The organism is Microbacterium sp. No. 7 (genome assembly GCF_001314225.1).
In the GTDB taxonomy this organism is placed as follows: Bacteria; Actinomycetota; Actinomycetes; order Actinomycetales; family Microbacteriaceae; genus Microbacterium.
In genome coordinates this window covers 3658386-3678731 of record NZ_CP012697.1, presented here as the reverse complement: position 1 = coordinate 3678731, position 20346 = coordinate 3658386, and the positions used below count along the sequence as shown (strand labels likewise).

Genomic DNA, 20346 nt, shown 5'->3' with positions numbered 1-20346 from the left:
GTGCTGGAGCTGAAGGACATCGACGCCGGCTACGGGCGCACGCGCGTGCTGCACGACGTGAGCGTGCCGGGGTCGGACAGGGTGGTCGCGGTGCTCGGCCACAACGGCGCGGGCAAGACGACGCTGCTGCGGGTCGCGATCGGGCTCGTCCGCCCCAAGCGTGGCGTCGTGCTGCTGGACGGCGAGGACGTCACCTCCCTGCCGCCCAACAAGCGGGTCGCCCGGGGCATGGCCTACGTGCCCCAGGGGCAGCAGTCGTTCACGCAGCTGACGACGCGGGAGAACCTGCAGCTCGTCGCCGACGGGCGCCGGAACGGCAGGCGGATGATGGACGAGGTGCTGGACCGCTTCCCCGCGCTCGCGCAGTTCGCCACGCGCAAGGCCGGCCTGCTCTCGGGAGGGCAGCGCCAGCAGCTCGCGATCGCCCGCGCCCTCATCACCGAGCCGCGCCTGCTCATCCTCGACGAGCCGACCGAGGGCATCCAGCCGTCGATCGTCGCGGAGATCGAGCAGACGATCGTCCAGCTCGCCGCGGACGGCATCGGCATCCTGCTCGTCGAGCAGCACATCGGGTTCGCGCTCGAGGCGGCCGACCGGTACGTGGTGCTCTCGTCGGGTGTGGTCACGAGCGCGGGCGAGGGCGGCGCCGCGGCGCAGGCGTCGGTGCGCGCGGCACTCGCGATCTGACATCCGTCGACGTTCGTCCCCGTTCGTCCCGGGAGCCGAGGGGCCGAGGGGCCGCAACGCGCACGAAACACGAGTCGTCCACAATGGTCCCACGCGGGGCGAGGAGCGGCGGTGGCAAGAGCAGACAGCGCACGGGCGGCCGCCGAGGACAGCCTCGAAGACTACGCCTTCCGCTACGTGCCGCGCAGCTTCCGCCGGTGGAGCGCGGGCGCCGTCGGGGTCATGGCGCTCGGGCCCATCGCGTTCCTCGCCGACCTGTCGATCGGCGCGAGCATCGGGCTCGAGCACGGCACGGTCAACGCCGTGCTCGGCATCGCCCTGGCATCCGTGATCATCTTCGCCGTCGGCGTGCCCATCGCCTACTACGCCGTGCGCTACAACATCGACCTCGACCTCATCGCGCGGGGCTCGGGGTTCGGCTACTACGGGTCGGCGATCACGACCGTCATCTTCGGCGGCTTCACGTGCATCTTCTTCGCCCTGGAGGGGGCGATCATGGCGCAGGGCCTGCACCTCGCGCTGGGGCTGCCGCTCGCGGCCGGCTACGTGATCTCGACCCTCGTCGTGATCCCGATCGTGATCTACGGCATGCGCGCGCTCGAGCGCCTGCAGTTCTGGACCACGCCGCTCTGGCTCGTGCTCGCGCTGTCGCCGCTGCTGTGGATCGTGGTGTCCGACCCCGCGTCGGTGCGGGCGTTCCTGACGTTCCCGGGAGCCTCGGGGGGCGCGGTCGACGTGGGCGCGGTCGTCGCCGGCGCGGCGGTGTGCTTCGCGCTCACCCCGCAGCTGGCCGAGCAGGTCGACTACCTGCGTGCGATGCCGCCGCGCACGCGCGCCAACGCCCGCACCTGGTGGACGTCGTTCCTGCTCGCCGGACCGGGATGGGTCGTCTTCAGCGGCGTCAAGCAGGTCATCGGCGTGTTCCTCGCCGTGTACGTCATGACCAGGCTCGGGCCGGGCGCGGAGGCGCGGGCGACGGAGCCCGCGCACCAGCTGCTGGTCATGTACACGTCGCTGGTGCCCGAGTGGGTCGCGCTGGCCCTCGTGCTCGTGCTCATCATCCTCGCCCAGGTGAAGATCAACGTCACCAACGCCTACTCGGGGTCGCTCGCGTGGTCGAACGTCTACACGCGCATCACACGGCACTACCCCGGCCGCACGGTGTTCGTGTTCTTCAACCTCGCGATCGCGCTGGCGCTCATGCTCCTCGACGTCTTCAGCCTCATCGCGTTCGTGCTGGCGCTCTACGCGAACATCGTGATGGCGTGGCTCGTGACGATCGCGGCCGACATCGTCGTGAACAAGTACGTGCTGCGGCTGTCGCCGCGCTTCCCCGAGTTCCGCCGCGGCATGCTGCACGCGTGGAACCCCGTCGGCCCCGTGTCGGTCGTGCTCGCCTCGGCGCTGTCGCTGTCGGCCTTCGCGGGCCTGTTCGGCCCGGAGCTCAGGCCCTACTCCGTGCTCATCGCGATCGGCGTCGCGGTGCTCGTCACCCCGCTCACGGCGATCGCCACGCGCGGCCGGTTCTACCTGCGCCGCGGCTCAGACGGCATCGACCTGCCCATGCTCGACGCCGACGGCAACCCGTCGGGCGAGCGGCTGCGCTGCCACGTCACGGGATACACCTTCGAGCGACCGGATATGCTGGCGTCGGCCCAGCCGGGACGCCTGGGGGAGCTGCAGTACGTGTCGTCGCTCGCGCTGACGCTCGACCGGGCCGGGCAGCACGTGCTGCCTCCCGAGCCGTGGCGGGCCGGGCGGAGGCCGCGCGACGGGCCGTACGGCGGAAGCAGGGGAGGCGAGGGGTGATGCAGGAGGCGTTCGACACGCCCACCGCGATCGTGGCGAGCGCTGCGGCGCTCTTGCGCGAGCAGCCCTTCGACGACATCTCGTACCGCGCCCTGGGCGACGCCGTCGGCGTCTCCGAGCGCACCGTGTACCGGCAGTACCCGACGCGCGCGCACCTGCTCGCGAGCCTCGCGCTGTGGATCGAGCAGACGCAGCTGCCGATCGGGGCGTTCACGACCGTCGAGCAGTTCCGGGCCGCCGTGCGCGAGCGGTTCCGCGCGTGCGACGCGTCGCCCGCCTTCGCCTTCGTCTGCGCCCGCGCGGCGACGGCGTCGCCGGTCGCCGGCGCGGAGCCCACCTTCCTCACCCGCGGCATCGAGGTCATGGTCGACGTGTGCGCGCCGACCCTCAACCGTCGCGACAGCCGGCGCATCACCGCCATGCTCTCCTCCTTCGCGTCGGTGCAGATGTGGGCGCGCCTGCGCAGCGGCTTCGGGATGGACGCCGACGAGATCGGCGACGTCGTCGACCGCGCGATCGCGCGCGCCGTCGCGCCCCTGGGCGTCGCCGTCGGCTCCTGACGGGCGAGGCGTCTCGAGGCTGGCATCCGTGGCACCGCTCAACAAGACCCAGGAGTCGATCCTCAGCGCCTACGCGGCGCTCGTCGACGAGCTGGGCACCGACGACGTCTCGTTCCGCCTCATCGCGCGCCGCGCCGGGGTGGGGGAGCGCACGGTGTTCCGCGCCTATGCGACGCGCGTCGACCTGCTCATGGCGACGGCGGCGTGGATCGAGCAGATGGCGTTCGCGCGCCGCGCGTGCGCGTCGATCTTCGACGCGCCGCTCCTGATCCGCGAGGCGATGCACGCCTACGACGACCGCCCGGAGCTCGCGCACCTCGTCGCGGAGGCGAGCATGCGCGGCGTCGACGGCGCGGAGCCGGCGCCGCGGGGCGCGCTGTTCGACCGGCTGCTGCGCGAGGAGATCCCGTCGCTCGACGAGGCCGAGCGGCGGACGATCGTCGCGGCCCTGTCGCACCTCGACTCGGCCGTCACATGGGTGTCGCTGCGCCGCGAGCTCGGCATGGACCGCGCCGACATCGCCGACGCCGCCGCCTGGGCCGCCGAGGCCGTCCTCGACCCGGTCCGCGACCGCACGCGCCGTCGATAGGCCGGCCGGCATCCGGCATCCGTTTCTCGAGGGATGCCGCGGATCGTGCGCCGTGCAGGAGATTCCGCGGCGAAGGGACTGAACGCCGGGCACCACGCCCGGGCCCGGCGAAAACGTCCTGCACGGGGCACGAGCTGTCGAACGACGAGACCGCGGCTCTCGCCGGATGATCGTCGATACCTCGGTCTGGATCGAGTTCCCGCGACCCGGTGCGGGTGTATCGGGACCCTTGCCGCGGTCCGTTACATGGGTTTCGATACGCCGCCTCCGGCGGCTACTCAACCAGCGGGGTGTGGGGGTGCGGGTGTGGGTTGCGGGTGCGTCCGTTCCCGCTGGTCGAGTGCTCGCGGCGGAGCCGCGAGTGTATCGAGACCCTTGCCACGGTGCGTTAGACGGGTTTCGATACGCCGCCTGCGGCGGCTACTCAACCAGCGGGAACTTACGGGCGCATCCACACCCCCGCTGGTCGAGTGCTCGCGGCGGAGCCGCGAGCGTATCGAGACCCTTCCCACGGTGCGAGGCGTCGGTGCCGAGGACGCGCTCCACCGGCTAGAGCGGCGGCGCGGCGGCCGCGTCGGCGAGGGCCTCGGCGACGAGCCGGGTGTTCTCCGACACGAGCCCGCCCGTGACGCGCACGTGCGGCGCGGGCGCGCCGTCGGCCGTCAGGAACGGGCGCCCCGCGGCGACCGCGATGCCCGACGCGGCGAGGCGCACGATCGCGGCTCGCTCGTCGCGCACCGGCATCCACAGGTTGATGCCGTCGGGCTCGCCGACGTCGACGCCGAGGCGCCGCAGGGCGGACGCGAGCCGGTCGAGCCGGTCGCGGTAGATGAGCCGCGCGCTGCGCACCCGCGCGACCGACGACGCGTCGGTGAGCAGGTCCACGAGCACGGTCTGCAGCAGCCGGGAGGTCCAGCCGGGCCCGAGCATGCGGCGGGCCACGACGCGCTCGACGATGCGCGCGGGCCCGCCGAGCGCCGCGATGCGCAGATCGGGGCCGTGCGACTTCGAGAAGCTGCGCACGTGCACGACCTGCGCCGGCAGCAGCCGCGCGAGCGTGACGTCGGGGGCGCTGCTCACGAGGGCCGAATGGTCGTCCTCGATGACCGTCACGCGCCGCCCGCCCGACGATCCGAGCAGCACGCGGGCGAGCGCGCGGGCGCGATCGGGCGACATCGACACGCCCGTCGGGTTCTGCGCCCGCGGCTGCAGCAGCACGGCCGCGGGCGCGCGCGTGAGGGCGCGGGAGAGGGATGCCGGGGTCACGCCGTCGCGGTCGAGCTCGAGCGGCACGGCCTCGGCGCCGAGCGCGTCGACGAGGTCGAAGAAGTACGGGAAGCCGGGGGACTCGACGGCGACGCGGTCGCCGAAGCGCACGACCTGCTCGAGCGTGCGCGCGACGCCGTCGAGCGCGCCGTCGACGACCGTGAGCGCCTCGACGCCCGCGACGGGCCAGGTCTCGGCGAGCAGGGCATGCAGCTCGGGCAGCACGGGGACGTCGTTGTAGCGGCCGGTGTCGGCGCGCGGCGCGACGCGGGCGAACGCCGCGTGCAGCGAGGGGAGCATGGCGGGGTCGGGGGTGCCGAGCGACAGATCGAGGCGCACGGGGCCGGCCGGCGCGGCCAGCTCGTGCACGCGCGGGCTCAGCCACTCGCTGCGATCGCTGCGCACGAAGCTTCCGGCCCGGCCGCGCGAGACGATGACGCCCGCGTCGGCGAGCGCGCGCCACGCGGCGGAGACGGTCCCCGCCGAGACGCCGAGCGCCGCCGCGATCGCGCGCACCGTCGGCAGCCGCTCGCCGGGCGCGAGGGTCCCGTCGGCGGCGAGCCGCGCGATCTCCGACGCGATGCCGTGCGGCGAGCGCGCCCGAAGAGACTCGGGGCGGAGCATGCGGCATCCCTCCGTTCTCGGGCGGCCGTCCCGGCGCGGATGCCGAGGATTTACGGTATCGACACACTCGGAAACGGCGCAGTAATGTTCAACCATCACAGTAACGAAAACGGGCGGAACGTGCGGCAGCGTGGCCGGCGGCCCGGGTGATGGAGAGCGGCGAGACATTCCGGGAGGAACGATGACGACGGTCAGAGCGGCGATCACGCAGACGACGTGGACGGGCGACAAGGAGTCGATGCTCGACAAGCACGAGGGGTTCGCACGGGAGGCGGCGGCGCAGGGCGCGCAGGTCATCTGCTTCCAGGAGCTGTTCTACGGGCCGTACTTCGGCATCACGCAGGACAAGAAGTACTACCGCTACGCCGAGCCGGCCGACGGTCCCATCGTGCAGCGCTTCGCGGCGCTCGCGAAGGAGCTGCACCTGGTCATGATCCTGCCGATCTACGAGGAGGCGCAGACGGGCGTCTACTACAACACGGCCGTCGTCGTGGACGCCGACGGCACGATCGCGGGGATGTACCGCAAGAACCACATCCCGCACGTCGAGAAGTTCTGGGAGAAGTTCTACTTCCGGCCGGGCAACCTGGGCTACCCGGTCTTCGACACGGCCGTCGGCAAGGTGGGCGTCGTCATCTGCTACGACCGGCACTTCCCCGAGGGGTGGCGTGCGCTGGGCCTGAACGGCGCCCACCTCGCCTTCAACCCCAACGCGACCAAGCCCGGCCTGTCGAACCGGCTGTGGGAGATCGAGCAGCCCGCCGCGGCCGTCGCGAACGGCTACTTCGTGCTCGCCCCGAACCGCGTGGGGCTCGAGGACAACGAGTACGGCGACGAGGCCGTGGACTTCTACGGCCGCAGCCAGATCGTCGACCCGCGGGGCAACTACGTCGGCGAGCTGGGCTCGGGTGAGCACGAGGAGATCCTCGTGCGCGACCTCGACATGACCCTCGTGCAGGGGATGCGGGACGACTGGCAGTTCTACCGCGACCGCCGCCCCGACACCTACGGCGACATCGTCGCGCCCTGAGCCGGAAGGAGATGCGCATGGCCACCACACTCATCACCGGCGGGACCGTCGTCTCGGCGACCGGCCGCGGCGCCGCCGACGTGCTCGTCGACGGCGAGACGATCGTCGCGGTGCTCGCGCCGGGGTCGCAGCTGCTGGGCACCGATCTCACGGCATCCGTCGACACCGTGATCGACGCGACGGGCAAGTACGTCGTGCCGGGAGGCATCGACGCCCACACGCACATGCAGCTGCCCTTCGGCGGCACGCAGGCGAGCGACACGTTCGAGACCGGCACCCGCGCGGCCGCGTGGGGCGGCACGACGACGATCGTCGACTTCGCCGTGCAGCGCACGGGCGAGCGCGTGCAGGACGGCCTCGCGCACTGGCACGAGCTGGCCGCGGGCAACTGCGCCGTCGACTACGGCTTCCACCAGATCGTCGGCGGGGTCGACGACGACGCGCTCGCCGCGATGCGCGGGCTCGTCGACGAGGGCATCTCGAGCTTCAAGCTCTTCATGGCCTACCCGGGCGTCTTCTACTCCGACGACGCGCAGATCCTCAAGGCCATGCAGGTGTCGGCCGAGACCGGCCTGCTCACGATGATGCACGCCGAGAACGGCCCCGCGATCGACGTGCTCGCCCAGCAGCTCTACGAGCAGCGCAAGACCGACCCGTACTTCCACGGCATCGCCCGCGCGTGGCAGCTCGAGGAGGAGGCGACGCACCGCGCGATCATGCTCGCCGACGTCACGGGCGCCCCGCTCTACGTCGTGCACGTCAGCGCGAAGCAGGCGGTCGAGCAGCTCGCGTGGGCGCGCGACAACGGCAGGAACGTGTTCGGCGAGACCTGTCCGCAGTACCTGTACCTGTCGCTCGAGGAGCAGCTCGCCGCGCACAGCGAGCAGTGGGGCGCGTTCGAGGGCGCGAAGTGGGTGTGCTCGACGCCGCTGCGCTCGCGCGAGGAGGGGCACCAGCGGCACATGTGGCAGGCGCTGCGCACCAACGACATCCAGATGGTGTCGACCGACCACTGCCCGTTCTGCATGAAGGACCAGAAGGAGCTGGGGCGCGGCGACTTCCGCGCGATCCCGAACGGCATCGGCTCGGTCGAGCACCGCATGGACCTCATGTACCAGGGCGTCGTGACGGGCGAGATCACGCTCGAGCGGTGGGTCGAGCTGACCAGCACGACCCCCGCGCGGATGTTCGGGATGTACGGCCGGAAGGGCGTCATCGCGCCGGGCGCCGACGCCGACGTCGTCGTCTACAACCCGAACGGGCACACCTCGATCGGGGTGGACGGGACGCACCACATGAACATGGACCACTCCGCGTGGGAGGGCTTCGAGATCGACGGGCACGTCGACACCGTGATCGCGCGCGGCAAGGTGATCGTGGATGCCGGCGCCTATCTCGGACGCAAGGGCGACGGCCGGTTCGTCCGGCGCGGCCTGAGCCAGTACCTGGTCTGAGGGGGAGAGCGCGATGGACTTCGGCGTCGTCCTGCAGACCAACCCGCCCTCGGCGCGCACCGTGCAGCTCGCCCAGCTGGCCGAGGCGCACGGGTTCAGCCACGTGTGGACGTTCGACTCGCACCTGCTGTGGCAGGAGCCCTACGTCATCCACTCGGCCATCCTGAACGCGACCAAGCGCGTCGTCGTCGGCCCGTTCGTGACGAACCCCGCGACGCGCGACTGGACGGTCACGGCGTCGGTGTTCGCGACGCTCAACGAGATGTACGGCAACCGCACCATCTGCGGCATCGGGCGCGGCGACTCGGCCGTGCGGGTCACGAACGGCGCGCCCACGACGCTGCGCGAGCTGCGGCAGGCGATCCACGTGATCCGCGAGCTCGGCAACTCGCGTCCCGTCGAGCACAACGGCGCGACGCTGCAGTTCCCGTGGAGCCGAGGGTCGCAGCTCGACGTCTGGGTCGCCGCCTACGGCCCGCTCGCCCTCAAGCTCACGGGCGAGGTCGGCGACGGCTTCATCCTGCAGCTGGCCGACGTCGACATCGCGGCGTGGATGATCCGGGTCGTGCGCGAGGCCGCCGAGCGCGCCGGGCGCGACCCCGACGCGATCGCGTTCTGCGTCGCGGCGCCCATGTACATCGGCGACGACATCGCGCACATGCGGGAGCAATGCCGCTGGTTCGGCGGCATGGTCGGCAACCACGTCGCCGACATCGTCGCCAAGTACGGCACCGGCGGCGGCGTGCCGCAGGCGCTCACCGACTACATCGCGGGGCGCACGGGATACGACTACAACTCGCACGGCAAGAGCCACAACGACCACGTCGACTTCGTGCCCGACGAGATCGTCGACCGGTTCTGCGTGCTCGGCTCGGCCGACGACCACATCGCCAAGCTGGAGCAGCTGCGCGCGATCGGCGTGACGCAGTTCGCGGGCTACCTGCAGCACGACAACAAAGAGGAGACGATGCGGGTCTACGGCGAGAGAGTCATCCCCGCGCTGCACGACGCGATCACGGCGAAGTCATGACGCCCCGTGCCCGCACGGCATGGCTCTGGGGCGCGCTGGGCGTGATCGCCGTGGTGGCCCTGTGGGAGGTGTACAAGTGGCTCGGCCCCGCTGACGGCGTCGTGCTCGGCGACGCGCGCGACGGGCTGCGCATCCTTCCGCGCACCCACGACCGGGCGATGCCGCACGTCTGGGACATGATCGCGCGCCTGTTCGACCCGACGAGCGGCGGGCAGACGCCGCCGCTGTGGCTCACGGTCGCCGGCGGCGCGCTGCTGACGCTCGGCATCGCGGCGCTCGGCTGGGCGATCGGCGTCGTCGTGGGCTTCGCGCTCGCCCTGCTCATGCAGCGCTGGCGCCTCGCGGAGTGGGGCCTGCTGCCGTGGATCGTCGTCTCGCAGACGGTGCCGCTCATCGCCTTCGCCCCGCTCGTGGCGCGCATCGGCGGCCAGGTCGATCGCAGCGGCGTGCCCTGGCCCGAGTGGCTGTCGGTCGCGGTGATCGCGTCGTACCTCGCGTTCTTCCCCGTCGCGGTCGGCGCGTTGCGCGGGCTCTCGTCGCCCGACGCGATCCACCTCGATCTCATGCGCAGCTATGCCGCCGGGTACGGGCAGACACTGCGGCTGCTGCGCCTGCCCGCGGCCGTGCCGCACCTGCTGCCCGCGATGCGCCTCGCCGCGGCGAACGCCGTCGTGGGCGCCGTCGTCGCGGAGGTGTCGATCGGCATGCGCGGCGGACTCGGGCGCATGCTGCTGCAGATGGCGCAGTCGGCGTCGGCCGACCCCGCGCTGCCGTGGGCGCCCATCTTCGGCGCCGTGCTGCTGGGGCTCATCGCCGCCGGCTCCGTGGCCCTGCTGGGCACGGGGCTGCGCCGCTATCGCCGAGGGGAGGCACCGGCATGAGCGATCTCGCCGTGCACGTCGCGGGCGTCGACCGCGTGTTCGGCACGCGCGCCGATCGCGTGCAGGCGCTCACGGGCGTCGACCTCGACGTCGCCGCGGGGGAGTTCGTCTCCCTCATCGGCCCGTCCGGATGCGGCAAGTCGACGCTCATGCGGCTCGTCGCCGACCTCGACCAGCCCACCGCGGGCGTCATCGAGGTCTTCGGCAAGACCGCGCACCGGGCGCGGCTCGACCACGACTACGGCATCGCCTTCCAGCAGGCCGGCCTGCTGCCGTGGCGCACGGTGCTGGAGAACATCGTGCTGCCGCTCGAGCTGCACGGCATGCCCAAGGCGGCCCGCGCGGCCCGTGCCGCGGAACTCGCCGCGCTCGTGGGCCTCGCCGACTTCGGCGTCCGCTACCCCGACGAGCTCTCCGGCGGCATGCAGCAGCGCGTCGCGATCGCGCGATCGCTCGCGACCAGCCCGCGGCTGCTGCTCATGGACGAGCCGTTCGGCGCCCTCGACGAGATGACGCGCGAGCGCATGCAGACCGAGCTCGCCCGCATCACGGCCGAGACGGGCGCCGCCGTCGTCTTCGTGACCCACTCCATCCCCGAGGCCGTCTACCTCTCCGACCGCGTCGTCGTCATGTCGCCGCGGCCCGGCCGCATCACCGACGTGCTCGACGTGCCGTTCGGAGACGCGCGCGACGACGGGCTGCGCGAGTCGCCCGAGTTCTTCGCCCACGTCACGGCCGTGCGCGAGGCGCTGCACGGCGCGCCCGTCGAGCGGGCGAACGAGAGATGAGGGGATGCCGATGACCCTCGCCGCCGAGCGCGTCCTGCGCCTCGCCGCCCCGATCCTCGTCGGGGTCGTGCTCCTCGTCGCCTGGCAGGCGCTCTCCGGCGTCTCGACGGGACGCCTCGCCCTCGTGCCCGCGCCCGCCGACGTCGTGACGAACATGGTGCGGCACGCCGGCATCCTCTTCGACGACGCGCTCACGACGGGCGGCAACGCCCTCGTCGGGCTGGTCGCCGGCACCGTCGCGGGCATCGTGCTCGCGGGCCTCGCGGCGTGGCTGCGCCCCGTCGACGGGATGACCGCACCGCTCGTCGCGGCGCTCGCGGTCGTGCCGATCGTCGCGCTCACCCCGCTGCTGAACACCCTGTTCGGCGCGTCGAGCCAGTTCGGCCGCCAGATCGTCGCGGGCATCGCGGCGTTCGTGCCGGTCTTCGTCAACGTGCTGCGCGGGCTGCGCCAGGCCCGGCCCGTGCAGCGCGACCTCTTCCGCGCCTACGCCGCCGGCGGCGGCCAGACCTTCCGCAGGCTCACACTGCCGACGGCGCTGCCGTACCTCGTGACGGGCGTGCGCATCGCGAGCTCGCTCGCGGTGATCTCGGCCCTCGTCGCGGAGTACTTCGGCGGCCCCGCCGACGGGCTCGGAACGGCGATCGCGAGCTACGCGAAGTCGGGCAACGCGGCGCTCGCGTGGGCCTACGTGGGCGGCGCGGTCATCGTCGGGCTGCTCTTCTTCGCCACCACCGCGCTGCTCGAACGGGCGACCGCGCGCGGCCGTCCCGCCTGATCCCGCACCACCACCCGCATCACCGCACCCGCACCAGAAGGGAACACCCCATGCGACACAGCACACGACGCGTCCTCGCCGTCGCCGCGGCCGGGGTCTCGGCCGCCCTCGTCCTCGCCGCCTGTTCGTCCGGCGACGCCCCCGCCCCATCGGCGCCCGCGGAGTCGGCTCCCGCCGACGGCGAGTTCACCCCCATCACCGACATCCGGCTGCAGCTGCAGTGGCTGCCCCAGGCCCAGTTCGCCGGATACTACGTCGCGCAGGAGAAGGGCTTCTTCGCCGAGGAGGGCTTCGACTCCGTCGAGATCGTCCCCTCGGGCGGCGACATCGTGCCGCAGGACGCCCTCGCCGCGGGCGACGTCGACTTCGCGATCGCGTGGGTGCCCAAGGTGCTCGGCACGATCGAGTCGAGCGGCGTCGAGCTCACCAACGTCGCGCAGGTCTACCAGAAGTCGGGCACGACGCAGGTCTCGTGGGCCGGATCGGGCATCACGAGCGTCGCCGACTTCGAGGGCAAGCGCATCGGCTCGTGGGGCTTCGGCAACGAGTGGGAGATCTTCGCCGCGATGGCGGCCGAGGGCCTCGACGCCACCTCGGTGTCGATCACGACGCAGGACTTCTCGATGAACGCGCTGCTCGACGGCGACGTGGACGCCGCCCAGGCCATGACCTACAACGAGCTGGCCCAGGTGCTGGAGACCGTGAACCCCGCGACCGGCGCGCTCTACACGCTCGACGACCTCGACGTCATCTTCTACGAGGACACCGAGGGCGCGATGCTGCAGGACGCCATCTGGGCCGACACCGAGCGGCTCGACGACCCCGCCTACGCCGACGCCACCGTGCGCTTCCTCAAGGCGGTCGTCAAGGGCTGGCTGTACGCCCGCGACAACGTCGAGGAGTCGGCGGAGATCGTCTGGGACATCGCCTCGACCGCCGAGCTCGCCTTCCCCGTGGGCGCCGTGCACCAGCTGTGGATGCTCAACGAGGTGAACAAGCTCATCTGGACGGGCGACGACTTCGGCCTCGTCGACGCCGCCGCGTGGGACAAGACGGTCGCCGGCGCGCTCGCCGCCGTCAACCAGGACGGCCTGAACCTGATCACGGCCGAGCCCCCGGCATCCGCGTACTCGAACGACTACATCGCGCAGGCGATCGAGGAGCTCGAGGCCGAGGGCGTCTCGACCTCGGGGGAGTACGAGCCGATCGAGGTCACCCTCACCCAGGGCGGCCAGTAGTCCCGACCGCCGCTCGGGCCGGCCGGCGCCGGCCCGAGCGGCACCCCTTCCGCGAAGGAGCACGATGATGAGCACCACCGCCGACACCACCGACCTCGACGAGCTCGCCCGGCGGCTCGACCGCGCCCACGTCTTCCACTCCTGGTCGGCGCAGGGCGCCCTCGCGCCGTTCGTGATCGCGGGCGGCAGCGGCGCCCGCGTCTGGGACCACGGCGGGCGCAGCTGGCTCGACTTCTCCAGCCAGCTCGTCAACGTCAACATCGGCCACCAGCATCCCGCCGTCGTCGCGGCGATCGCCGAGCAGGCCGGCCGGCTCGCGACGATCGCGCCGTCGACGGCGAACCTCGTGCGCGGGCAGGCCGCCGAGCGCATCGCCGCGCTCGCGCCGGCCGGATTCGAGAAGGTCTTCTTCACCAACGGCGGCGCCGACGCGAACGAGAACGCGATCCGCCTCGCCCGCCTGTACACGGGACGCGACAAGGTGCTCTCGCGGTACCGCTCCTACCACGGCAACACGGGCGCGGCGATCGTCGCGACGGGCGACTGGCGTCGCGTGCCCAACGAGTACGCGCGCGGCCACGTGCACTTCTTCGGACCGTACGCCTACCGCAGCGAGTTCTGGTCCGACGGTCCCGAGCAGGAATGCGAGCGCGCGCTGCACCACCTGCGCCGGGTCATCCAGGCCGAGGGGCCGGAGAGCATCGCGGCGATCCTGCTGGAGACGGTGCCGGGCACCGCCGGCGTGCTCGTGCCGCCGCCGGGGTATCTCGCCGGCGTGCGCGCGCTCGCCGACGAGCACGGCATCGTGCTCATCCTCGACGAGGTCATGGCGGGCTTCGGCCGCACCGGGCGCTGGTTCGCCTTCGACGACCACGACGTCGTGCCCGACCTCATCACGTTCGCGAAGGGCGTCAACTCGGGCTACGTGCCGATCGGCGGCGTCGTGATCTCCGACCCGATCGCGGCGGCGTTCGACGAGCGGGTCTTCCCCGGCGGGCTCACCTACTCGGGGCACCCGCTCGCGGCCGCCTCGGCCGTCGCCGCGATCGACGCGATGCGCGACGAGGGGATCGTCGACAACGCGCGGCGCATCGGCGCCGACGTGCTCGGCCCCGCCCTCGCGGAGCTCGCCGGCCGGCATCCCGTGATCGGCGAGGTGCGCGGGGTCGGCGTGTTCTGGGCGCTCGAGCTCGTGACCGACCGCGAGACGCGGCAGCCGCTGCCCGCCACGGCGATGGCACGCCTGCGCGCGGCGCTCTTCGAGCGCGGGCTCATCGGGTTCTTCGCCGACAACCGCATCCACGTCGTGCCGCCGTGCACGGTCGGCGACGACGAGGTGCGCGAGGCGATCGCGCTGTACGACGAGGTTCTCGCGACGGCGCTGTGAGCCCGTGGCGACGAGAGACAGAGAGCAAGGACGACATGACCGAGACCGACATCCCCACGATCGACCACTGGGTGGGCGGCGCGCCCTGGGCGGGCGCCTCGCCCCGCACCGCCCCCGTCTGCAATCCCGCGACCGGCCGCGTCACGGCCGCCGTGCGCCTCGCCGGCGCGAGCGACGTCGACGCCGCCGTCGCCGCGACGAGCGCGGCGTGGCCCGCGTGGCGCGACGCGAGCATCGCCCGGCGGCAGAGCGTCGTGTTCGCGTTCCGCGAGCTGCTCAACGCGCGCGCCGACGAGCTCGCCGCGATCCTCACCGCCGAGCACGGCAAGGTGCTCTCCGACGCCCGCGGCGAGATCGCCCGCGGGCTCGAGGTCGTCGAGTTCGCGTGCGGCGCCGGACACCTGCTCAAGGGCGAGTACTCGGAGTCGGTGTCGAGCGGCGTCGACGTGTACACGGTGCGCCAGCCGGTCGGCGTCGTGGGCGTCATCAGCCCCTTCAACTTCCCCGCGATGGTGCCGCTGTGGTTCCTGCCGATCGCGCTCGTCGCGGGCAACGCGGTCGTGCTCAAGCCGAGCGAGAAGGACCCCTCGGCCTCGCTCTGGATCGCGCGCCTGTTCGCCGAGGCGGGCCTGCCCGACGGCGTGCTCTCGGTCGTGCACGGCGACAAGGAGGCCGTCGACGCGATCATCGCGCACCCCGGCATCCGCTCGCTGTCGTTCGTCGGCTCGACCCCCATCGCCCGCTACATCTACGAGCGCGGCAGCGCGGCGGGCAAGCGCGTGCAGGCGCTCGGCGGCGCGAAGAACCACATGCTCGTGCTGCCCGACGCCGACCTCGACCTCGCCGCGGACGCCGCCGTCAACGCCGGGTTCGGCTCGGCGGGCGAGCGGTGCATGGCCGTGTCGGCGCTGCTCGCGGTCGAGCCGGTCGGCGATGCGCTCGTCGCGAAGATCGCCGAGCGCATGGCGGGGCTGCGCGTCGGCGACGGCACGCGTGCGTGCGACATGGGCCCGCTCATCACGCGCGAGCACCGCGACAGGGTCGCCGGCTACCTCGACGTCGCGACCGCCGACGGGGCCGTCGTCGTCGTGGACGGGCGCGACGTCGACGTCGACGGCGACCCCGGCGGATTCTGGCTGGGCCCCACCCTCGTCGACCGCGTGCCGACGGGGTCGGCCGTCTACACCGACGAGATCTTCGGCCCCGTGCTGTCGGTCGTGCGGGTCGCGAGCTACGACGAGGGACTCGCGCTCATCGACGCCTCGCCGTACGGCAACGGCACCGCGATCTTCACCAACGACGGCGGCGCCGCGCGCCGCTTCCAGCGCGAGGTGAACGTCGGCATGGTCGGCATCAACGTGCCGATCCCCGTGCCCGTCGCGTACCACTCGTTCGGCGGCTGGAAGGCGTCGCTGTTCGGCGACGCCAAGGCCTACGGCCCGCACGGCTTCGCCTTCTTCACGCAGGAGAAGGCGGTCACGAGCCGCTGGCTCGACCCGTCGCACGGCGGCGTCGACCTCGGATTCCCCCAGCACGACTGACCGGCGCCGTGCGGGCGGGGCGCCGGCGGCCGTCGGCCCTCGTCCGCCGCTCGGCCTGTTCACAATTCAGGAAGAACGGCTGGCAGATGCCGGACACGCGGCGAACGCGCCCGATTCTCCTGAGTTGTGAACGGCACGCCGGATGCCGAGGGTGCCGGATGCCGGGGCTCCGGGGCTCCGGGGCTTCGGCAGCCCGGGGCTTCGGCGTCCCCAGCCCCGCGCCCAACCCCCGCCTCCCGTTCACAACTCAGGAAGAACGGCCGGCCCCCGCTGGTGGCCCCGCGTGTTTCCGGGCCTGTCGGCCGCGGCGTCGCCGGGATCTCCTGAGTTGTGAACGCCGTCGGCCCGGCCAGGGCGCGTCCGCCGGCCCTCGGCGCCTGGCCTCGTTCGCCGCTCGGCCTGTTCACAATTCAGGAAGGACGGCCGGTGTCCCCGCGTGTTTCCGGGCCTGTCGGCCGCGGCGTCGCCGGGATTTCCTGAGTTGTGAACGCCGTTGGCGTGGCCGCGCGGCATCTGCCGGCTCGCGGCGCCGGCCGGGTGCGCCGGGTAATGCCCGGGGATCAGCGAGGGTCAGCGGGGATCAGCGGGGTGTGGGGCGCGGGGTGGCCAGCAGGAGCAGGCCGGCGAGCGCCACCATGGTGCCGACGGCGGCGGCCAGGCCCGTCCAGCCGGCGCCCGAGAACACGAAGCCGAGCGCCCAGCCGAAGACCGCGGCGCCCGTGTAGTACGACAGCGAGAACAGCGCCGCCGCCTGCGCCCGCGCCTCGGGGCGGGCCACGGCCGGCACCCAGCCCGAGACCACCGTGTGCGCCGCGAAGTAGCCCGCCGTGAAGATCGGCAGGCCCACGATGATCGCCCACAGCGCGTCGACGAGGGTGATCGAGAGACCGACCACCATGAACGCGAGCGCGCCGAGCAGCACGCGCGATCGTCCCAGCCGCGCCGTGATCCGGCCCGCCCACGGCGATGACAGGGTGCCGGCGAGGTAGGCGACGAAGACGAACGAGGCGACCCACAGCGGCAGCGAGAAGGGCGGCGCGGTGAGCCGGAACCCGAGGTAGTTGTACACGCCGACCAGCGATCCCATGAGCAGGGCGCCCTGCGCGTAGAGCGAGAGCTGGCCGCGGTCGCGCAGGTTCATCGCGATGCGGGCGGCGAGCGAGGGACCGCCGCTCTCGCGCGTGCGGCCCGCGACGAAGCCGCGCGCGGGCGGCGACAGCCGCAGGAACAGCACCGTCGCGATGGCGCACAGCACGGCGACGGCCAGCACGCCCTGGCGCCACAGCCCCAGGTCGCCGAGCGGGCCCTCGACGAACCGGCCGACGAGGCCGCCGATCGAGTTGCCCGCGATGTAGCTGCCGGCCGCGGCCGCGGTGTGGCGCACGTCGACCTCTTCGGCGATGTAGGCGAGCGCGAGCGCGGGGATCGCACCGAGCGAGACGCCCTCCAGCAGGCGTGCGGCGATCAGCAGCTCGAACGTCGGCGCGAACGACGCGAGCACGCCGAAGACGACCGCGGCGACGAGGCCCGTCGCCATCGCCCGGATGCGGCCGATGCGGTCGGCGACCGTCGACCACGCGATCACCGTCGCGGCGACGCCGAGGGTCGCGACCGAGAGCGTGAGCGACGCCGTCGCGGGCGACACCGTGAACGTCTCGGCGATGAACGGGAGCACCGCCTGGATGCCGTACAACTGGGAGAAGGTCGCGACGCCCGCGAAGAACAGGCCGATCAGCAGGCGGCGGTACTCCGAGCTCCCGGGGACGTGGCCGGTGAACTCGCGCATCACCGCATGATATATCTAACCGAGTTATGTTGTCGTCGCGGGCGGCGACCGCCGAAGCCTTGCAAGGATGGAAGCGTGACGATCCCCGACATCCGCCTCATCGCCGCCGACATGGACGGCACCCTGCTGCGGCCCGACGGCGCGCTCCCCGACGAGTTCTGGCCGCTGCTCGACCGGTTGCGGGAGCGCGGCATCGCCTTCGCCCCCGCGAGCGGACGGCAGCTCGCGACGCTGCAGCACACGTTCGGCGGCGCCGACCTCGACTACATCGCCGAGAACGGCACGTACGTCGTGCGCGGTGCCGACGAGGTCAGTCACGACGCGCTGGCGCCGGCCTTCGTGGCATCCCTCGTCGCGCGCCTCCGGTCGCTGGTCGCCGACGGCGCGCTGCGCGCCGGCGTCGTCGTGTGCGGCAAGCGGTCGGCGTACATCGAGGGCACGGATGCCGCGTTCGTCGCCGAGGTCGAGAAGTACTACCGGGCGCTCCGGGTCGTGCCCGACGTGCTCGAGCCCGACGACCGCGTGCTCAAGGTCGCGATCTACGACTTCGACGGCGGGGAGCGGAACACGGCCCCCGCGCTCGCCGACGTCGCCGAGACGCACCAGGTCGTCGTGTCGGGGGAGCACTGGATCGACGTCATGAACCGCGGCGTCAACAAGGGCGTCGCGCTGCGCGCGCTGCAGCGACGGCTCGGCGTGAGCCCCGCGCAGACGGCCGCGTTCGGCGACTTCTTCAACGACGTCGAGATGCTGCAGGCCGCCGAATGGTCGTACGCGATGGCCAACGCGCATCCCGACGTCGCGGCCGTCGCGCGTCATCGCGCGCCGTCGAACGCCGACCTCGGCGTCATCCGCACGATCGAGTCCCTGCTGGGGTGATCGGGCGTAGCGTGGGCGTATGGTCACGATTCCCACGGTCACCCTGAACGACGGCGTCTCCTTCCCCGAGCTCGGTCTCGGCACCTACAACCTGCGCGGCCCCGAGGGGACGGATGCCATCGTCTCCGCGGTCGAGGTCGGATACCGGCTGCTCGACTCCGCGGTCAGCTACGAGAACGAGGCGGAGGTCGGCGAGGCGGTGCGGCGCAGCGGCATCCGCGACGAGCTCATCGTCACCACCAAGGTGCCCGGTCGCGACCACGGGTACGACGAGACGATCGCGAGCGCCGAGGGCTCGCTGGAGCGGCTCGGCCTCGACCGCATCGACCTGTATCTCATCCACTGGCCGAACCCCTCGGTCGGCAAGTGGCTCGACACGTGGCGCGCGATGATCGCGCTGCGCGAGCGGGGCGCGGTGCGCTCGATCGGCGTCTCGAACTTCACGCCCGCGATGCTCACGCGCCTGATCGACGAGACCGGCGTCGCGCCCGCGGTCAACCAGGTCGAGCTGCACCCCTACTTTCCGCAGGCGGAGCTGCGCGCCTTCCACGCGGAGCACGGCATCCGCACCGAGAGCTGGAGCCCGCTCGCCCGCCGCAGCGAGCTGCTGAGCGAGCCCGTCGTCGGCGAGATCGCCGCGGCGCACGGGGTCAGCCCCACGCAGGCGGTGCTGCGCTGGCACGTGCAGCTGGGCAGCACGCCCATCCCGAAGTCGGCCTCCGCCGAGAGGCAGGCCGAGAACGCCGACGTGTTCGGCTTCTCTCTGACGGATGCCGAGGTCGCCGCCCTCGCCGCCCTCGAGCGCGGCCGCCTGTGGAACGGCGACCCCGACACCCACGAGGAGATGTAACCCCGCGGCCGCCCGGGGTCCGGCTTCGCCGCACCCCGCTGGTCGAGTGCTCGCGGCGAAGCCGCGAGCGTATCGAGACCCGTGTAACGGACCGCTACACCGGTCTCGATACGCGCGCTGACGCGCGCTACTCGACCAGCGGGAGAGCGCGCTACTCGACCAGCGGGAGACCGCGCTGCTCGGCCAGCGGGAGAGAGAAGGAGGGGCCGGCGAGGCAGACGGCAGCAGCCGAGTCCCGCGGCCTCCGGTCACCCAGCGGGGGCGACGCGCGCGAGCCAGTCGGCGAAGGTCTCGGTGCCGTGCACGGCGTCGGGACCGGGCAGCAGCGTGCCGTCGCGCTGCGCGCGGCCGAACGGCCCGCCCAGGTTGATCGGGAGCACGAGGCGCGCGGCGCCGGTCGCCCGCGCGTAGCCGCGCACCATCTCGACGAGCGACTCCTCGCGGGGACCGCCGAGGTCGGCGACGCGCCCCGCGGGCCCGGCCTCGGCGAGGTCGACGAGCCGCGCGCCCACCTCGCGCACCGCGACGGGCTGCGTGCGCATGCGCGGGCTGAAGTGCAGCGGACCGCGGGTGCCCATGCGCAGCACCTGCGCGGCGAACTCGTGGAACTGCGTCGTGCGGGCGATCGTGAACGGCACGCCGCTCGCCTGCGCCGCCCGCTCCTGGGCGACCTTCCCCTCGTACAGCGGATAGGCCGCGCGGTCGCAGTTCACGATCGACAGCACCACGATGTGCGGCGGCCGCTGCGCCGTGAGGGACTGGATGACGGCGCGATGGAAGGCCGTCGGATCGTCGTCCGGGCCCACACCGGATGCGTCGATGACGGCATCCGCCCCGTCGAGCGCCGCCGCGACGCCCCCGCCCGTGACGAGATCGACGCCCGTCGACCGCGACAGCACGACGACGTCGTGTCCGCGCTCCTTCGCCGCCGCGGCCGCCTGGGCACCCGCCTGTCCCGTCCCGCCCGCGATCGCGATCCTCATGCGCCCAGCCTACGACCGCGCCGCGCCCCGCCCGCCGCGTAACCCCGCTGGTTGAGTAGCCGCCGCAGGCGGCGTATCGAAACCGGTGTAACGGACCGCTACACGGATCTCGATACACTCGCGGCTCCGCCGCGAGCACTCGATCAGCGGGGTGGGCGGCTGTGTTGCGGGCACTCGATCGGCGGG

The 20346-nt window shown here is 72.6% G+C and carries 18 protein-coding genes; 15 read left to right on the top strand and 3 right to left on the bottom strand.

Annotated elements, in window-relative coordinates:
* The 4 genes from urtE to AOA12_RS17095 all read left to right on the top strand — a co-directional run bounded on the left by urtE (window position 1) and on the right by AOA12_RS17095 (window position 3645).
* Window positions 1-687, top strand: a complete 687-nt coding sequence (urtE, locus tag AOA12_RS17110) for an urea ABC transporter ATP-binding subunit UrtE (protein ID WP_054685512.1) — start codon at window positions 1-3, stop codon at window positions 685-687.
* A 111-nt stretch (window positions 688-798) separates the two neighbouring features.
* The gene (locus AOA12_RS17105; protein WP_054685509.1) at window positions 799-2496 is read left to right on the top strand and encodes a purine-cytosine permease family protein; all 1698 of its coding nucleotides are present in this window, start codon (window positions 799-801) and stop codon (window positions 2494-2496) included.
* Entirely contained in the window at window positions 2496-3056 is a 561-nt protein-coding gene (locus AOA12_RS17100; protein WP_054687166.1) for a TetR/AcrR family transcriptional regulator, read from the top strand. The genes AOA12_RS17105 and AOA12_RS17100 overlap by 1 nt, the downstream gene beginning before the upstream one ends.
* A 28-nt stretch (window positions 3057-3084) precedes the next feature.
* The gene (locus AOA12_RS17095; protein WP_231637111.1) at window positions 3085-3645 is read left to right on the top strand and encodes a TetR/AcrR family transcriptional regulator; all 561 of its coding nucleotides are present in this window, start codon (window positions 3085-3087) and stop codon (window positions 3643-3645) included.
* 549 nt (window positions 3646-4194) lie between these two features.
* Here AOA12_RS17095 and AOA12_RS17090 read toward each other — a convergent pair.
* The gene (locus tag AOA12_RS17090; RefSeq protein WP_054685504.1) at window positions 4195-5535 is read right to left on the bottom strand and encodes an aminotransferase class I/II-fold pyridoxal phosphate-dependent enzyme; all 1341 of its coding nucleotides are present in this window, start codon (window positions 5533-5535) and stop codon (window positions 4195-4197) included.
* 181 nt (window positions 5536-5716) lie between these two features.
* Between AOA12_RS17090 and AOA12_RS17085 the strand changes: the two genes are divergently transcribed.
* From AOA12_RS17085 to AOA12_RS17045, 9 genes are all read left to right on the top strand, one after another.
* A complete protein-coding gene (locus AOA12_RS17085) occupies window positions 5717-6565 on the top strand; it encodes a nitrilase-related carbon-nitrogen hydrolase (protein ID WP_054685501.1) in 849 nt (282 codons plus the stop codon).
* Between the two features lie 17 nt (window positions 6566-6582).
* Window positions 6583-8019 (top strand): dihydropyrimidinase, encoded by a 1437-nt coding sequence (hydA, locus tag AOA12_RS17080; RefSeq protein WP_054685497.1) that lies wholly within the window; start codon window positions 6583-6585, stop codon window positions 8017-8019.
* Between the two features lie 13 nt (window positions 8020-8032).
* Complete coding sequence (locus AOA12_RS17075; RefSeq protein ID WP_054685493.1) at window positions 8033-9049, top strand: TIGR03842 family LLM class F420-dependent oxidoreductase; 1017 nt, start codon at window positions 8033-8035, stop codon at window positions 9047-9049.
* Window positions 9046-9930, top strand: coding sequence for an ABC transporter permease (locus tag AOA12_RS17070; RefSeq protein ID WP_054685490.1), 885 nt, complete (start codon window positions 9046-9048; stop codon window positions 9928-9930). Before AOA12_RS17075 ends, AOA12_RS17070 begins: the two co-directional genes overlap by 4 nt.
* Window positions 9927-10718 (top strand): ABC transporter ATP-binding protein, encoded by a 792-nt coding sequence (locus AOA12_RS17065; RefSeq protein ID WP_054685487.1) that lies wholly within the window; start codon window positions 9927-9929, stop codon window positions 10716-10718. The genes AOA12_RS17070 and AOA12_RS17065 overlap by 4 nt, the downstream gene beginning before the upstream one ends.
* 10 nt (window positions 10719-10728) lie before the next feature.
* Window positions 10729-11496, top strand: a complete 768-nt coding sequence (locus tag AOA12_RS17060; RefSeq protein WP_054687164.1) for an ABC transporter permease — start codon at window positions 10729-10731, stop codon at window positions 11494-11496.
* Window positions 11497-11546: 50 nt separating this feature from the next.
* On the top strand, window positions 11547-12734 hold the full coding sequence (locus tag AOA12_RS17055) for an ABC transporter substrate-binding protein (protein ID WP_054685485.1): 1188 nt from the start codon (window positions 11547-11549) through the stop codon (window positions 12732-12734).
* 64 nt (window positions 12735-12798) lie between these two features.
* Window positions 12799-14121 carry an aspartate aminotransferase family protein gene (locus tag AOA12_RS17050; protein WP_197280958.1) on the top strand — a complete coding sequence of 441 codons (1323 nt, stop codon included), beginning with the start codon at window positions 12799-12801 and terminating at the stop codon, window positions 14119-14121.
* Window positions 14122-14156: 35 nt separating this feature from the next.
* Window positions 14157-15662 (top strand): CoA-acylating methylmalonate-semialdehyde dehydrogenase, encoded by a 1506-nt coding sequence (locus AOA12_RS17045; RefSeq protein ID WP_054685480.1) that lies wholly within the window; start codon window positions 14157-14159, stop codon window positions 15660-15662.
* A gap of 580 nt (window positions 15663-16242) precedes the next feature.
* Here AOA12_RS17045 and AOA12_RS17040 read toward each other — a convergent pair.
* Complete coding sequence (locus tag AOA12_RS17040) at window positions 16243-17448, bottom strand: MFS transporter (RefSeq protein ID WP_054685477.1); 1206 nt, start codon at window positions 17446-17448, stop codon at window positions 16243-16245.
* Between the two features lie 75 nt (window positions 17449-17523).
* On the opposite strand from AOA12_RS17040, the gene AOA12_RS17035 reads away from it, so the two are divergent.
* On the top strand, window positions 17524-18327 hold the full coding sequence (locus tag AOA12_RS17035) for a Cof-type HAD-IIB family hydrolase (protein WP_054685475.1): 804 nt from the start codon (window positions 17524-17526) through the stop codon (window positions 18325-18327).
* 19 nt (window positions 18328-18346) lie between these two features.
* A complete protein-coding gene (locus AOA12_RS17030; RefSeq protein WP_054685474.1) occupies window positions 18347-19177 on the top strand; it encodes an aldo/keto reductase in 831 nt (276 codons plus the stop codon).
* A 248-nt stretch (window positions 19178-19425) separates the two neighbouring features.
* Here AOA12_RS17030 and AOA12_RS17025 read toward each other — a convergent pair whose 3' ends face one another.
* A complete protein-coding gene (locus AOA12_RS17025; protein ID WP_054685470.1) occupies window positions 19426-20160 on the bottom strand; it encodes an SDR family oxidoreductase in 735 nt (244 codons plus the stop codon).
* Window positions 20161-20346 lie beyond the last annotated feature (186 nt).